We start from the raw sequence: 15,269 nt of genomic DNA, 5'->3' as shown, positions 1-15,269 counted from the left end.
ACGGGCAGCCAGCTCGGCAACGCGCAGAACACGGTCTATCAGACCGACGTGTTCGAGAAGTACGGCGACGAAGCCGATGCGGAAATCGCCCGCATCATCGCGGAGAACGCGGGCAAATAAGTGTCGGGTGAAAGCCCCTCGAAAAAACATCCGGTGCATTTTCGACCGGATGTTCTTTTTTCATCCGCTAAAACGTATTCATCAGCCCGCAAGACGGCAACGCTCAGGAGATCTTGAGAGGACATTGGGGAATGTCCTGGATAGTGGGTCATAAAAAGCACGATTTAACAAAGTTAGAATGAAATCTCTAAATCGGCGAAAGTGGCGTTTGAACGCCCTACCGGTCATCGGCCGCAGTGGCAGCGGCCAGGTCTGTTGACGACTCCCCTGGAGCCTGTTCATGAGTAATCCTGATAAAAATCACTTTGCCACCTCGCACGATGCATGGCTATCCATGCCCGCGAATGCAGATGCAGCAGCGCGTCCGATGCTGGCGCAGGAGACGCCATGCTGAGTCATCACGAACTTTCCACATTACTGCTGCTCAAGGCTGCAACCGAGCGCATCGAGCCTGACTGTCTCGAACTCGGGACGCTTTGCGATCTGCACCTGGTCGAGATCGAGCCGCCGGAATCCGGGCAGCCGTTGCTGCGTGTGACCGCGCGTGGCGACGCCGTTCTGCGGGCTTTTGCACGCGCTGCATAAACGCGCTGCTTGCCGTCCATGCAAGCGCGGCCGCAGTCCGGGAAAAACGACGGATAACCCGAGGAGGCTGAAGTGGAACAGTCCTGGCTGGGTATGAGCGTGGGCACCATCGTGCTCTTCATCGCTGCAGTGGGTGTCGTCGCGCATTATCGCCGCGAACGTCGGCGCGCCGATCTTCTGCGCAATCTAGACCATCACGAGTGGCTGCAGTGGTCGCGCTCGCGCCGGTAAAGGCTGACGCCAACGCACGGTTCAAACCGATACCAATAACGGGGAATCCATCGTGAGCTTTGAATTTGCAGAGCGGGATCTGCAGCACATCCGCAATGTTCTCGGCTATCTGGAGCGTTCGGCCGACTTCGTGCGCCAGACCGAGGTCAACGCCGTGATCAGTCTGGGTTATTGGCGCGCGCGGGTGAGGGCGATCCAGGTCATGCCGCTATTGCCGATGCATATCGACAAACAGGCGAAGGAACTGCTTGGCCGCCTCGACCGTCTGGAAAGCGCACGGCAAGACGGGCAATCAACGACGGCGGCGAGGCCCGCAACGCGCTCGCTGGCTTCGGTGTATTGAGGACCTATCGCTCACATACAGACGTTCAATTGGGGTCTGTTTTCAGTAACGGCTATATTAGGGCGTTTTCCCCACGCGAATGGAGTACACATGAGCACGCCCATCGATACACCCACGCCCGATGAAGCAAAATGCCCGTTCCATGCTGCTGCGAAGCCGATTGCCGGCGGCGGCACTGCGAATCTCGACTGGTGGCCCAACCAGTTGCGCGTCGATCTGCTCAACCAGCATTCCAACCGTTCGAACCCGTTAGGCGAAAGCTTTGACTATCGCGCGGAGTTCAAGAAGCTCGACTACAGCGCACTCAAGTCCGATCTGCGCCAGACGCTGACCGACTCGCAGGAGTGGTGGCCCGCCGACTGGGGCAGCTACGCCGGCCTCTTTATCCGCATGGCCTGGCATAGCGCCGGCACCTACCGCGTGGCCGATGGCCGTGGCGGTGCGGGCCGTGGCCAGCAACGCTTTGCGCCGCTCAATTCCTGGCCCGATAACGTCAGCCTCGACAAGGCGCGCCGCCTGCTGTGGCCGGTCAAGCAGAAGTACGGCCAGAAGATTTCCTGGGCCGACCTGATCGTGCTGGCCGGTAACGTCGCGCTGGAAAACGCGGGCTTCCGCACCTTCGGTTTCGCGGCTGGCCGCGAAGACGTTTGGGAACCGGACATGGATGTGAACTGGGGCACCGAAAAGACCTGGCTCATGCACCGCAATCCGGAGACGCTGGCGAAGAACCCGCTCTCGGCCACGGAAATGGGCCTGATCTACGTGAACCCCGAAGGTCCGAACGCCAGCGGCGATCCGGTGTCGGCGGCACCCGCGATTCGCGCGACGTTCGGCAACATGGCGATGGACGATGAGGAAATCGTCGCGCTGATCGCCGGCGGCCACACCCTCGGCAAGACTCACGGCGCCGGTTCGGCGGAGAACGTGGGCAAGGACCCGGAAGCCTCGCCGCTCGAAGCGCAGGGCCTCGGGTGGGCCAGCGGTTATGGCTCGGGCGCGGGCGCGGATGCGATCACCTCGGGCCTCGAAGTGGTCTGGACGCAGACGCCCACGCAGTGGAGCAACCACTTCTTCGAAAACCTCTTCAAGTACGAATGGGTGCAGACGCGCAGCCCGGCTGGCGCGATCCAGTTCGAGGCCAAGGACGCGCCGGAGATCATCCCCGATCCGTTCGACCCGTCGAAGAAGCGCAAGCCGACCATGCTGGTCACCGACCTCACGCTGCGTTTCGATCCGGAATTCGAGAAGATTTCGCGTCGTTTCCTCGACGATCCGCAGGCGTTCAGCGAAGCGTTCGCGCGTGCATGGTTCAAGCTGACTCACCGCGACATGGGCCCGAAGGCACGCTACCTCGGCCCGGAAGTGCCCGCGCAGGATCTGCTCTGGCAAGATCCGCTGCCGGCACCGGCGCATCACCCGAGCGCCGCCGATATCGCCGATCTGAAGGCGAAGATCGCCGCGTCGGGCCTGTCGGTCAGCGAACTGGTTTCTGTCGCGTGGGCGTCGGCATCGACGTTCCGTGGCGGCGACAAGCGCGGCGGCGCCAACGGCGCGCGCATTGCGCTCGCGCCGCAGAAGGACTGGGACGTGAACAAGGCGGCGGTTGCCGTGCTGCCGAAACTTCAGGCGATCCAGCAGGCGTCGGGCAAGGCGTCGCTGGCCGATGTGATCGTGCTGGCCGGCGTGGTCGGTATCGAACAGGCCGCTGAAGCGGCGGGCGTGAAGGTGTCCGTGCCCTTCGCGGCGGGACGCGTGGATGCGCGCCAGGATCAGACCGATGTGGAAGCGGTGAACGTGCTCGAACCGAAGGCCGATGGATTCCGCAACTATCGCAGCGTGCAGGACGGCCCCTCGACCGAAACGCTGCTGATCGACAAGGCGCAGCAACTCACGCTCACCGCGCCGGAACTGACCGTGCTGATTGGCGGCCTGCGCGTGCTGGGCGCCAATGCCGACGGCAGCAAGGACGGCGTGCTGACCGATAAGCCCGGCGTGCTCAGCAACGACTTCTTCGTCAATCTGCTGGACATGGGCACGGCCTGGAAGCCGGTCGATGCGTCGGCGGAACGCTTTGAAGGGCGTGGGCGCAAGAGCGGCGAAGTGAAGTACACGGCTACGCGCGCCGATCTGGTGTTCGGTTCGAACGCCGTGTTGCGCGCGCTCGCGGAAGTCTATGCGAGCGCCGACGCAAAAGAGAAGTTCGTCAAGGACTTCGTCGCCGCCTGGACGAAGGTGATGAACCTCGATCGCTTCGATCTGGCCTGAGTCTGAGCGGTTGCGAAGGTCGCGGATCGACTTGATCGATCTATTCGACCTTCGCTTTTCCGTCATGTGGACCGAGTGGCCTGTCCGGCCAGTCGGTCCATTTGTCTTTGCGCGTCGATTCGTAGCTCGCGTTGAGCGGATAGCGAATGCGATTCTCGGGCTTCGGCGTTTCGCCGATCACGATCAGGCGCACTTCCTCGCGCGTGTTGTTCAGGAAGCTGTGGCAGATGCCCGTGCCTGCGGGAAACCCCACGGAGTCGCCGGGCTGAAGGCGGTGCAGATGGCCGTCGATCCACACATCCGGCGTGCCCTCGACTACATGGACGAACTCTTCTTCGGCGCTTTCGGCGTGCGGGTAGGACGTTCTGCGTCCTGGCAGCAACCGTATGTGATGAATGCCGAAACGGGTCAAGCCGAGCTTCTGGGACAGAGGCGCATCCAGGCCCATCCGTTCCGTGTCGTTGGCGTAGTGGCCGGCGTCCGGTTCCTCCAGCAGGGTCCAATGCTTGATGAAGCTGGGGCGTTGCATAGGGGCTCCTCCGGTCAGGTCGGTGGGGCAGTATTGCATAAGGCTGTATTCGCTGAACTTTCAGTCTCACTCCGCCTTAACCCGCACCGCGACATCAACCTCATGCGCGCCACCACCCAGAATCACACCGCGCAACAACGAAACATCCGTGTAATCACGGCCGATAGCCAGCGTCACATGCCCTTGATCGGCTAGCACATGGTTGGTCGGATCGAGATCGACCCAGCCCACCGTCGGCACGTAAAGCGACACCCACGCATGCGATGCATCGGCGCCGATCATCGGCGGCGCGCCCGCAGGCGGATCGTTGCGCAGATAACCGCTGACATAACGCGCCGCCAGCCCTATCGAGCGCAGACAGCCAATCATCACCTGAGCAAAATCCTGGCATACACCGTGGCGCAGCTCGAATGCGCGCGCGGCGGGCGTATCGAAAGCCGTCGCCGTTGGACGGTAAGCAAAGTCCGCGTGAATGCGATGCATCAGATCGATCGCGCCATCCAGCACACTTGCATCCGGCTCGAAACTCTCAAGCGCATACGCGCGCAACGAGGGCAGCAAGGCAATGTTCGGTGACGCGAAACAAAATTCGGACTCCGGATGAAATGCGCCGCCCGCTTCATAACGCAGCGCATGAGCCACGCTTTCCCACGCGGGCGCAGCCGCAACGTCGAGCGTCTCGTAACGCGGCGCCAGCAGCACGGTCGTTTCGCTCGTCATCTGCAGATCGCTATGCGGCGCGTCGAACGAAAAATACAGCACTTCATTGCCGAACGCATCGCATCGGCTCGTCTGATACGACGGCGCCGGTTCGATCGCCGATCGATGCGCGAGCACGCGCTGCCACGGCAATTCAAGCGGTGTGATCGTCGCGAGATGCTGTGCGGTTTCGACGAGCGTCGAATAGCGATACGTCGTGCGGTGCGTGACCGTCAAACGCGTGCCGCTCATGACCACACCTGCGCGGCGGGCGGCGTGGCGTGGCTGAACCAGCGCGCGCTGATTTCGTTCGACGTGGCGGCCATGCGCGCGGCCAGGCTGTCGCACAGCGCGACGAGCGCGGGATAGCGGTCGTCGTCGCCGGGTTCGCAGAGGTCTTCGAGCGTGGGTAGTGCCTCGATGGGCGCAAGCTGCGCGGCGAACGGCTCGCGGCGCGGGCCGCCCGCGGCCTGCGCGATTTCGTCGAGGCGCGTGCGCAAGCGCCCATACACGCCATAGAGGCCGCGAGGATTGGTCGGATCGGTCACGATCAGGTCGAGCAGGGCGGGCACTTCGAGGCGTCCAGGATAGAGCGAGCGATAGGTGAGCGTGCTGTCGAACAGTTGCAGCATGACGTCGAAGCCGGCGGGCGTGGTGAGCGTGCGCTCCTGCGCGGCGATGCGCAGCATCGTGGCCATCGCGGCGACGCGTTCGATGTGACGCCCGGCGAACAGCAGGCGCCACGCCTCGTCGCGGGTCATGCGGTCGCCCTGGCAGCCGCTGATGGCGCTCAGTTGCGTCGTCAGCGCGTCGAGCGCGCGGATCAGCGCCACGCGGTCGTAGGGCGCGGCGCGGCGCAGCGGCGTGACGCCGTCGTCGCGCGCAGATGACGACGCAGACGCAGGCACAAGCGACAGCGCTTGAAGCGCGTCGCGGAAGTCGTTGCGCGAGGCCAGCACGTTGCGCCAGTGATCGCTCGACAGGCGGCCGCGAATTTCCCCGCACGCATAGGCCTGGCCGGCGAGCGTCTGGCCGATGCTGGCGGTGCGCGCGTTCTCGTGCAGATTGGCCACCAGCACGCGCTCGAACGCGTCGAGTCCACGCCGCACGTCGCCGCTCGCGGACGGCACGAGGCCGCTTGCGGCGGCCAGTTCGATGAAGGTGCCGGACAGTTCGCCGGCGTCGCTGCCTTCGAGCGAGCCGAGGATCAGGCGGCACAGGCGCACGCCATTTTCGGCGCGCTCGCCGTAGCGGCCGGCCCAGAACAGGTTTTCGGCGGCGCGGCTCGGCACGCGGCGCTGCTCGCGGCGCAGGTCGCCGGGCTGCATCGGCCGCGGCAGCATCGAGAAGGCCGTGCCGGGCTGGCTCGACAGCACCCAGGTGTCGACGCTGCTGCCGCCCGCCTGCATCGACACCGATTCCTGGTGCTCGGCGGCGAGGCGCGTGAAGCCGCCCGGCAGCACGCGCCAGCCGCATTGCGGGTCGGCGATGGCGTAGACGCGCAGCACGGCGGGGCGCGCGCCGAGCATCCCCGCGCCGCTCTCGTAGCGCGGCGTGTAGCTGTAGCGCAGCGGCTGCTGGATCGTGAAGGCGTCGGGCATTCGCTCGATGCGCTCGCGCCAGCCGGCCAGCGATTGCGGTCCGGCGGCCAGGCCCGGCGGCGTGCCGGCGGTGCCGGGCTGTCCACCCGGCTGGCCGCGCGGCCAGGTCGGCAGCAGCAGGGCGTCGCTCAATTGCGCCTGGGCGTCGTGCCACGCGGCGTCCTCGCCGCACCACCAGGTCGCCACGCCCGGCAGCGCCAGCGGCTCGCCGAGCAGCGCCTGCGCCATCGCGGGCATGAACCCATGCAGCGCGGGCGATTCGGCGAAACCCGCGCCCGGCACGTTCGACACCATCACATTGCCCGCGCGCATCACCTGGAGCAGGCCGGGTACGCCGATGGTCGAATCGGCGCGCAGCTCGACAGGGTCGCAGAAGGTGTCGTCCAGACGCCGCAGCACGGCATGCACGCGTTCAAGCCCACCGAGCGTCTTGAGGTAGAGCATATCGTTGCGCACGGTCAGGTCTTTGCCCTCGACCAGCGTGAGGCCGAGGTAGCGCGCGAGAAAGACGTGCTCGAAATAGGTCTCGCTGAACGGCCCCGGCGTGAGCAGCACGATATGCGGCGAGGCGTTCGCGCCGCGCGCGTCGTCAGGGCCATGGCCCATCAGCGTACGCGCGGCGGCCGCGAGCGTCGCGACCAGTTGCGAGTACGAGGGCGCGAGCCGGTGCACGCGCATCGCGCGAAACGGCTCGGCGAACAGGCTGGACACGATCAGGCGGTTTTCCAGCAGATAACCGAGGCCCGAAGGCGCTTCCGTGCGATGCGACACCACCGTCCACTGCCCGGCGGGCGAGCGCGCGAGATCCAGCGCGACGATCTGCAGGTATTGCCGGTCGGGCGGCACGAAGCCTTTGACGGCGCGCAGATAGCCCGGATGGCCGAACACCAGTGCGGGCGGCAGCAGGCCGCGTGCGAGCAGCGTTTGCGGCCCGTAGACATCGGCGACGATCTCGTTGAGCAGGCGTGCGCGCTGCGCCACGCCACGCTCGATCAGCGCCCATTCGTCCTCGCCGATGATGAGCGGCAGCACGTCGAGCGCCCACGGACGCGGGCCGCCCCGGTCGGCGTAGACGTTATAGGTGATATCGTTTTCGCGGACCTGGCGCGCCACCGACGCCTCCGCGCTGTCCAGGCCCGCCACGCCCGCCTCGTCGAGCAGGCCGAAGAACTGCTGCCACGGCTCGCGCAGGCCGCCCTCCGGCGCGCTCAGCTCGTCCCAGTGCCCGCTGCGCACCGGTAAGGTGCGCAGCGGCGCGCGCGCCTCTTCGTCGTGGGCGGCGGCATCGAAAGGCAGGGTGGTCTGGGTCGGCAAGATGATGTGGCGCGCCCGTCTTCCGGGCGCGTTCGCAGTGGGGCCAGGTGATAAAAGCGGCAAAAACGGCGAATAACCGCTTTAAGGCTGCCGCAAATCCAGCGTGAAAGGAAATTCGAGGCTGCGCGTGGGCGGCGCGGCGTCGATCGGTCCCGGCGTGTGCCCGCTCGTGAAGAAGCGCGCGCGCCGCCGGCTTTCCGCCTCGTAGGCGTTGACCGGGAAGGTCTCGTAACTGCGGCCGCCCGGATGCGCAACATGATACTGGCATCCGCCGATCGCGCGGCCACTCCAGCTATCGACGATGTCGATGGTGAGCGGCGCGTGCACGCCGATGGTCGGATGCAGCGAGGTCGGCTGCTGCCATGCGCGATAGCGCACGCCCGCCACGCTTTCGCCCGCGCGGCCGGTCGGCTGCAGCGGCAGCGCGCGGCCATTGACGGTGACGAGATGGCGGCTTTCGTTGATGCCCAGCACGCTCACCTCCAGCCGCTCCACCGACGAATCCACATAGCGTACCGTGGTGCCCGCCGCGCCTTCCTCGCCCATCACGTGCCACGGTTCGAGCGCGTGGCGCAGCGTGAGCGCGATGCCGCTCGTGTGCAATTCGCCGACCAGCGGAAAGCGGAATTCGAAGTGCGGCGCGAACCAGGCGGCGTCGAGGGCGAAGCCCGCCGCCGTGGTTTCGGCGAGCACATCGTCGAAATCCATGCGCACGAACGTCGAGAGCATGAAGCGGTCGTGCAGCGCCGTGCCCCAGCGCGTGAGGCCCTGCGTGTACGGCTTGGCCCAGAAACGCGCGACCAGCGCGCGCAGCAGCAGTTGCTGCGCGAGACTCATGCGCGCGTGCGGCGGCATTTCGAAGCCGCGCAGCTCCAGCAGACCGAGGCGGCCCGTGGGGCCGTCAGGCGAATAGAGCTTGTCGATGCAGAATTCGGCGCGGTGCGTGTTGCCGGTTACGTCGATCAGGATGTTGCGCAGCGTGCGGTCGATCAGCCACGGCGGCACGCGGGCGCCGTCTGCCTCACCCGGCGCGCTGTAACCGCGCAGCAGATCGACCTGACGCTGGATTTCGGCGAAAGCGATGTCAAGCTCGTAGACCTGGTCGTTGCGCGCCTCGTCTACGCGCGGCGCCTGGCTCGTCGGGCCGATGAACAGGCCCGAGAACAGGTAGGACAGCGACGGATGGTTGTGCCAGTAGGCCACCAGGCTCGCGAGCAGATCGGGGCGGCGCAGGAACGGGCTGTCGGCGGGCGTGGCGCCCCCCAGCACCAGATGATTGCCGCCGCCGGTGCCGGTGTGGCGGCCGTCGAGCATGAACTTCTCGGTGGACAGCGCGGTTTCGTGCGCGGCCTGGTAGAGGAATTCGGTGCGCTCGACCAGTTCGTTCCAGTTCGCCGAGGGGTGAATGTTCACCTCGATCACGCCGGGGTCGGGCGTGACCTGGAGCATCTTCAGGCGCGGGTCGCGCGGCGGCGGATAGCCCTCGATCACGACGGGCAGGGCTAGATCGGCGGCCGTGGCTTCGACGGCGGCGAGCAGGTCGAGGTAATCGTCGAGCGCGGCAAGCGGCGGCATGAAGACATGGAGCTGGCCTTGCCCGCTGCCGAACGAGGCGGTTTCGGTTTGCGGGCCGGCGGCGCGGGCAGGGTTGCGCACTTCGACGCACAGCGCCGTGCGGTGAATCCAGGCCGCCGATTCGCCGCGCGCGGGCACGCGGGTGGTGTCGGCGGCTTGCAAGCCGGTTGCGTCCGGGGCCGACGATCCTGCCGATGCCGCCGCCCCGGCCGCGTCAGCCGCCGCGCCTTCGCCCCGATACTGCATGCGCAGTGCGGCGGCGCTGCGCAGCGGCGCGGGTGCGGCGAACGGATCGTGCGCGAGCTGCCACGGATAATCGCCTTCCGAGACCCACGGCAGCGAGTCGAGCGGCAACCGGTAGCCCATCGGCGAATCGCCGGGGATCAGGTACATGCGCTCGTCGCGGAAGAACCACGGGCCGCTGACCCAGCGCGGCCCTTGCAAGGCGGGCGACGCCTGCTCGCGCGCGAGCGGCAGCACGTAGCCGGTGACCGTATCGAGGCCGGCGTCGAACACGCGGCGCAGGCGCGCGCGCTCAAGCTCGTCGTCCAGACGCGAGTCGAACGGATCGACGTTCACGGGCAGGCGGCGTTCGCGCCACAGGTAATACCAGGTGTCCTCGTAGCCCGGCTGCACGTGGCCGGGATCGACCGCGAGCTTGGCGGCGAGATGGCCAAGGAAGCGCTGCGCGTCGGCGGCCGTGTGATGCGTGCTCGTGCGCTCGTCGGCGAACAGCGACGGATCGTGCCAGCACGCCTCGCCGTCGGTGCGCCAGTAAAGCGAGAGCGCCCAGCGCGGCAGTTGCTCGCCCGGATACCACTTCCCCTGGCCGATATGCAGAAAGCCGAGCGCGCCATACTGCCGGCGCAGCTTGTCCATCAGCGCGATGGCGTAGCGGCGTTTGGTCGGGCCGAGCGCTTCCGTGTTCCACTCGGGCGCGTCGCGATCGTTCGCCGATACGAAGGTCGGCTCGCCGCCCATCGTCAGGCGCACGTCCGAGGCGTCGAGCGCGGCGTCCACCTGGGCGCCCATCGCCTGCATCTGCGCCCATTGCTCGTCGGTATAGGGCAGCGTCACGCGCGGCGTCTCCTGCACGCGCGTGATGGTCATCGAGTGCTCGAACTCGACCTCGCAGTCGTCCAGCGACCCGGAGATGGGCGCGGCGCTGCCCGGCTCCGGCGTACAGGCGACGGGAATATGGCCTTCGCCTGCCAGCAGGCCCGAAGTCGGATCGAGGCCGATCCAGCCCGCGCCCGGCAGATAGACTTCGCACCAGGCGTGCAGGTCGGTGAAATCGGCTTCGGCGCCTTGCGGGCCGTCGATCGCCTTGACGTCGGGCGTGAGCTGGAGCAAATAGCCCGACACGAAACGCGCCGCAAGACCCAGTTGCCGCAGCGTCTGCACCAGCAGCCAGCCGGAGTCGCGGCACGAGCCCGAGCCTTTTACCAGCGTTTCCTCGGGCGTCTGCACGCCCGGCTCCATGCGGATGAGGTAGCCGATCTCGCGCTGCAGCCGCTGGTTCAACTCGACGAGAAAATCGATCGTCACGCGCGGCGTCCGGTCGATGCTCTCGACGAAGGCGGCGAAGCGCGGCGTCGGCTCGCTGCGCACCAGATACGGCGCGAGTTCGGTGGCCAGTTCCGGCGCGTAGGCGAAGGGGAACTGCTCGGCGCTCGGATCGAGGAAAAAGTCGAATGGATTGTAGACGGCCATTTCCGCGACCAGATCGACCGTCACGCGAAATTCGCGGGTCGGTTCCGGAAAGGCGAGTCTCGCCTGATAGTTGGCGAATGGATCCTGCTGCCAGTTCACGAAATGATCGGCGGGCTCCACGCGCATCGAATACGAGAGGATGGGCGTGCGGCAGTGCGGCGCGGGGCGCAGGCGCACCACATGGGGCGCGAGACGCACGAGCCGGTCATAGCGATACTGCGTGACATGGTTTAACGCGACACGGATGGACACACCCGACTCCTCGTTCGACAGGGATGGATTGAAGGACAGGACGCGCGCCCATGATGCGCGGGGCGCGAGTGATGCCGATGACAATGAATGCGGCGATGAATGCGGCGATGAAGGCAGCAATACGACCCGCGCAACCCGCGCGGCACGCGGCGTGCTCCGGCTGTTTGCCCAGGCGGCCTGGGCGTCGATAACGCGCCGGTAACGGCACCAACAGGAAAGCGGCCATGAAGACGTTTCACTGCGACCACTGCAATCAACTGGTGTTCTTCGAAAACGACCGCTGCGAGCGCTGCGATTCGCGCCTGGGCTATGTGCCGCAAAGCGGGGAGATGCATGCCTTCGAGGACGCGGGCGAAGGGCGCTGGCGCAGTCTGCACGCCGACGCGCAGGGCGCGCTGTTTCGCCAGTGCCACAACTATGCGGTCGAAAACGTCTGCAACGGCATGATCCCCGACGACGAGGCGCACGCCGCCGATACGCTGTGCCGCGCCTGCCAGTACACGCGCACGATTCCCGACCTGACGCGGCCGGAAAACCGCCTCTACTGGTATCGGCTGGAGGTGGCCAAGCGGCGGCTGCTCTACACGCTCGACGCGCTGGGCCTGCCGCTGAAGACGCGCACCGAAGATCCCGAAAACGGCCTGCAATTCGAGTTTCTCGAAGCAATGGGCGACGGCCAGCCGGTGCTCACCGGACACGATCACGGTCTCATCACCATGAACATCGCCGAAGCCGACGATGCGCATCGCGAAAGCACGCGCGTTTCGCTGCATGAGCCGTATCGCACCTTGCTGGGGCATTTCCGGCACGAGGTCGGCCATTATTATTTCGACCGGCTGGTGGCCGGCACGCGCTGGCTCGAACCGTTTCGCGCGCGCTTTGGCGACGAGCGCGCCGATTACGCCGCCGCGCTGGCCGCGCACTATGCCGACGGCCCCGCGCCCGACTGGGCCGAGCGTCACGTGAGCGCCTATGCGTCGGTGCATCCGTGGGAGGACTGGGCGGAGACCTGGGCGCACTATCTGCATCTCGTCGATACGCTCGACACGGCGGCGGCCTGCGGTCTCGCGCTGCTGCCCGACAGTCCCGACGAGCCGGTGCTGAACGACCAGACGCCCGTTGACGAAGCCAGTTTCGACAACCTGAAGGCGCGCTGGTTTGCGCTGACCTATGCGCTCAACAGCCTGAACCGCAGCCTCGGCATGCCGGACGGCTATCCGTTCGCGCTGCCTTCGCCCGTCATCGACAAGTTGCGTTTCGTTCATCGCGTGATCTCGGCGGCGGCGCAGCCCTGATTTCCGGTTTTTCCAGTCCCGGGCGTGTCAGGCGGCGGCCGCGACGGGCTCGGGAATGGCGGGGCGCACGAGATCGCGACCCACGCGGCGCGCGAGTTCGTTCACGCGCGCGATCAGCGCGACGAGCCACGCGCGCAGTGCGCCGCCGCCCTGCGCGCTGGCAAACCATTCCTGCAACGGCGCCTGGCGCACTTCCTCGCACAACTGCGACGCGAGCCGCTCGGTCTGCGCCGATTGCCCGTTGCGCAGCCGCACGGCCAGACGGCGGACTTCTTCGAGACTCGCGGCAAGCGACCCCGGCCATTCCTGGCACTGGATCAGCAGTGCGGCGATGCGCGCGGGCGCGATGGCGTCGCGATAAACCTCGCGGTAGGCGTCATGCGCCGATACGGCGCGCAGCAGCGCATTCGCGCCGTGATAGTCGAACGTGTGCTGCAAGGCTTCGCAGTGAGCTTCGAGCGTGCGCGCCATATGGTCCGCGCGCTCCATGCAGGCGCCAAGGTGCAGGAAGCCGGACGTTTCGTTCTGCACCGGCGCGGCCAGTTGCACGCCGCGCGTGAGATGGAGGCGCTGCTTGACCCATTCGAAGAACGCATACGGATCGTGCTCGTGCAGGCCGTCCGCGATGAGGCGCTGCAGATCGAGCCAGGTGGCGTTGAGCGTTTCCCACAACTCGGCGCTCAGACAGCCGCGTACCGCGCGCGCATTCTCGCGCGCAAAGCGCAGGCTGCTGACGATCGACGACGGATTCGACGCGTCGACGGCGAGAAAGTCGATCGCCTCCCGCGGCTCGATATCGTGGTGCGAGAGCCGGTAGTGATCGGCCAGACCCACGGTCGAGAGTATCGTGAGCCAGCCGTTGGCGGCGGACTGCGAGCCCTCGCCGGGCGCGGGCAGCAGCGAGCGCTGATAGCAGGCGTCCAGCAGTCGCGCGAGATGGTCGGCACGCGCTATGTGACGGGTCATCCAGAACAGATGTTCGGCGGTGCGGCTCAGCATGAGGCCTCCGGTGTGGCGCGTGGCGGTGCGTACGGTAGATGGGATGGTTCGGATAGCTGATTGTTCAGGCTCCCGGCGTCTAGCGTTCGAGCACCCAGGTGTCTTTCGTGCCGCCGCCCTGAGACGAATTGACGACCAGCGATCCCTCGCGCAGCGCGACGCGCGTGAGGCCGCCGGGCACCATGCGCACTTCCTGGCCCGACAGCACGAAGGGACGCAGATCGATATGGCGCGGCGCGATGCCGCTTTCGACCCAGGTGGGGCAGGTGGACAGCGAGAGCGTCGGCTGCGCGATGTATTTATCCGGATTCGCGACGAGCGCCGCGCGAAAGTCCTCGATCTCCGCGCGCGTCGAAGCCGGGCCGATCAGCATGCCGTAGCCGCCCGCGCCGTGCGTTTCCTTGACGACCAGTTCGGGCAGATGGTCGAGCACGTAGCGCAGATCGTCGGGCTTGCGGCACATCCAGGTGGGCACGTTGTTCAGGAGCGGCTCTTCGCCCAGATAGAAACGCACCATGTCGGGCACGTAGGGATAGATCGACTTGTCGTCGGCGACGCCGGTGCCCACCGCGTTGCAGAGCGTGACGTTGCCCTTGCGGTAGACGTTCATCAGACCCGCCGCGCCGAGCGTCGAATCGGCGCGAAAGGCGAGCGGATCGAGAAAATCGTCGTCGACGCGGCGATAGATCACGTCCACGCGCTGCGGTCCCTGCGTCGTGCGCATGTAGAGATGATCGTTCTCGACGAACAGGTCCTGACCTTCGACCAGCTCGATGCCCATTTGCTGCGCGAGAAACGCGTGCTCGAAATAGGCCGAGTTGTACATGCCGGGGGTGAGCAGCACGACCGTGGGATTGTCCGTGCCGGCGGGCGCGGCGGCGCGCAAGGTGTCGAGCAGCAGGTCAGGATAATGGGCCACGGGCGCAATGCGGTTGCGCACGAACAGATCGGGAAAGAGCCGCATCATCATCTTGCGGTTTTCCAGCATGTACGAGACGCCGGACGGCACGCGCAGATTGTCTTCGAGCACGTAGAACTCGCCCTCGCCGGCGCGCACGATGTCGATGCCGGCGATATGCGCGTAGATGTCGCGCGCGACGTTGACGCCCTGCATTTCAGGGCGATATTGCGCGTTGCGCAGGATCTGGTCGGCCGGAACGATGCCCGCGCGCACGATGTCCTGCTCGTGATAGATGTCGTGGATGAAGCGGTTGAGCGCGTTCACGCGCTGGCGCAGCCCGCGCTCCAGACGCGTCCATTCCTCGCGCTGGAAGATGCGCGGGATCACGTCGAAGGGAATCGTGCGCTCGGTGCCCGCGCCGGTGACGTCTTTTTCGCCATAGACGGCGAAGGTGATGCCCACGCGGCGAAAGATCGTGTCGGCTTCCGCGCGCTTCTTGTGCATCTGCTGCTCGCTCTGCGCCTGCATCCAGGCAAGGAACTCGCGGTAGTGCACGCGCGGCTCGCCGGTTTCGGCAAACGCCGTCGCGGCCACGCCCCGTACATCGAATTCCCCGTACTCGAACATCTCGTTGAAGAATGTTTGCGTCATATCCGTTCTTCCGTCCGCGGCTCTCGTTCGCCATGCCTGGCAGGTCTTGCCCTGTCCAGCGCTGGCTTGTTGTGCGCAAGCGTGCTGCTCTCGATCGGTGACGTCTGAAGCCCGGCGATTCGCGTCATGCGCTTTCGTCAGCGGATTCGCCTGATCGAAACATCGGTGCACGGCGTCACGACTGGCACGTCGTGCA

The 15,269-nt window shown here is 66.2% G+C and carries 12 protein-coding genes; 6 read left to right on the top strand and 6 right to left on the bottom strand.

Going from position 1 to position 15,269, the window contains the following annotated elements; genetic code table 11:
* Positions 1-507: 507 nt before the first annotated feature.
* The 4 genes from B0G62_RS14830 (at position 508) to katG (ending at position 3,544) form a co-directional block, all read left to right on the top strand.
* Complete coding sequence (locus B0G62_RS14830) at positions 508-705, top strand: hypothetical protein (RefSeq protein WP_103704952.1); 198 nt, start codon at positions 508-510, stop codon at positions 703-705.
* Between the two features lie 72 nt (positions 706-777).
* Positions 778-936: a hypothetical protein gene (locus tag B0G62_RS31655; RefSeq protein WP_167401257.1), complete on the top strand. Its 159-nt coding sequence runs from the start codon at positions 778-780 to the stop codon at positions 934-936.
* 52 nt (positions 937-988) lie between these two features.
* Entirely contained in the window at positions 989-1,279 is a 291-nt protein-coding gene (locus tag B0G62_RS14825; protein WP_103704951.1) for a hypothetical protein, read from the top strand.
* Between the two features lie 90 nt (positions 1,280-1,369).
* Positions 1,370-3,544, top strand: a complete 2,175-nt coding sequence (gene katG / locus B0G62_RS14820) for a catalase/peroxidase HPI (RefSeq protein WP_103704950.1) — start codon at positions 1,370-1,372, stop codon at positions 3,542-3,544.
* A gap of 40 nt (positions 3,545-3,584) precedes the next feature.
* Here katG and B0G62_RS14815 read toward each other — a convergent pair whose 3' ends face one another.
* The 4 genes from B0G62_RS14815 to B0G62_RS14800 form a co-directional block, all read right to left on the bottom strand.
* Complete coding sequence (locus B0G62_RS14815) at positions 3,585-4,073, bottom strand: cupin domain-containing protein (protein WP_103704949.1); 489 nt, start codon at positions 4,071-4,073, stop codon at positions 3,585-3,587.
* A gap of 66 nt (positions 4,074-4,139) precedes the next feature.
* Positions 4,140-5,024, bottom strand: a complete 885-nt coding sequence (locus tag B0G62_RS14810; protein WP_103704948.1) for a transglutaminase family protein — start codon at positions 5,022-5,024, stop codon at positions 4,140-4,142.
* Positions 5,021-7,687, bottom strand: a complete 2,667-nt coding sequence (locus B0G62_RS14805) for a circularly permuted type 2 ATP-grasp protein (protein WP_103704947.1) — start codon at positions 7,685-7,687, stop codon at positions 5,021-5,023. Before B0G62_RS14805 ends, B0G62_RS14810 begins: the two co-directional genes overlap by 4 nt.
* 81 nt (positions 7,688-7,768) lie before the next feature.
* On the bottom strand, positions 7,769-11,227 hold the full coding sequence (locus B0G62_RS14800; protein ID WP_103704946.1) for a transglutaminase family protein: 3,459 nt from the start codon (positions 11,225-11,227) through the stop codon (positions 7,769-7,771).
* Here B0G62_RS14800 and B0G62_RS31275 point away from each other — a divergent pair.
* Both B0G62_RS31275 and B0G62_RS14795 read left to right on the top strand, forming a co-directional pair.
* Positions 11,220-11,429 carry a hypothetical protein gene (locus B0G62_RS31275; RefSeq protein ID WP_146055289.1) on the top strand — a complete coding sequence of 70 codons (210 nt, stop codon included), beginning with the start codon at positions 11,220-11,222 and terminating at the stop codon, positions 11,427-11,429. The genes B0G62_RS14800 and B0G62_RS31275 overlap by 8 nt on opposite strands.
* Positions 11,430-11,451: 22 nt before the next feature.
* Positions 11,452-12,522: a zinc-binding metallopeptidase family protein gene (locus B0G62_RS14795; protein ID WP_103704945.1), complete on the top strand. Its 1,071-nt coding sequence runs from the start codon at positions 11,452-11,454 to the stop codon at positions 12,520-12,522.
* Between the two features lie 27 nt (positions 12,523-12,549).
* On the opposite strand, the gene B0G62_RS14790 is transcribed toward B0G62_RS14795, so the two are convergent.
* The gene (locus B0G62_RS14790) at positions 12,550-13,521 is read right to left on the bottom strand and encodes an alpha-E domain-containing protein (RefSeq protein WP_103704944.1); all 972 of its coding nucleotides are present in this window, start codon (positions 13,519-13,521) and stop codon (positions 12,550-12,552) included.
* A 79-nt stretch (positions 13,522-13,600) separates the two neighbouring features.
* Positions 13,601-15,073: a circularly permuted type 2 ATP-grasp protein gene (locus tag B0G62_RS14785; protein WP_103704943.1), complete on the bottom strand. Its 1,473-nt coding sequence runs from the start codon at positions 15,071-15,073 to the stop codon at positions 13,601-13,603.
* Positions 15,074-15,269 lie beyond the last annotated feature (196 nt).

The sequence above is a fragment of the Paraburkholderia eburnea genome (assembly GCF_002917095.1).
Classification (GTDB): Bacteria; Pseudomonadota; Gammaproteobacteria; order Burkholderiales; family Burkholderiaceae; genus Paraburkholderia; species Paraburkholderia eburnea.
Note: the sequence above shows the minus strand (reverse complement) of the source record. Positions and strands in the feature narration are given on the sequence as shown.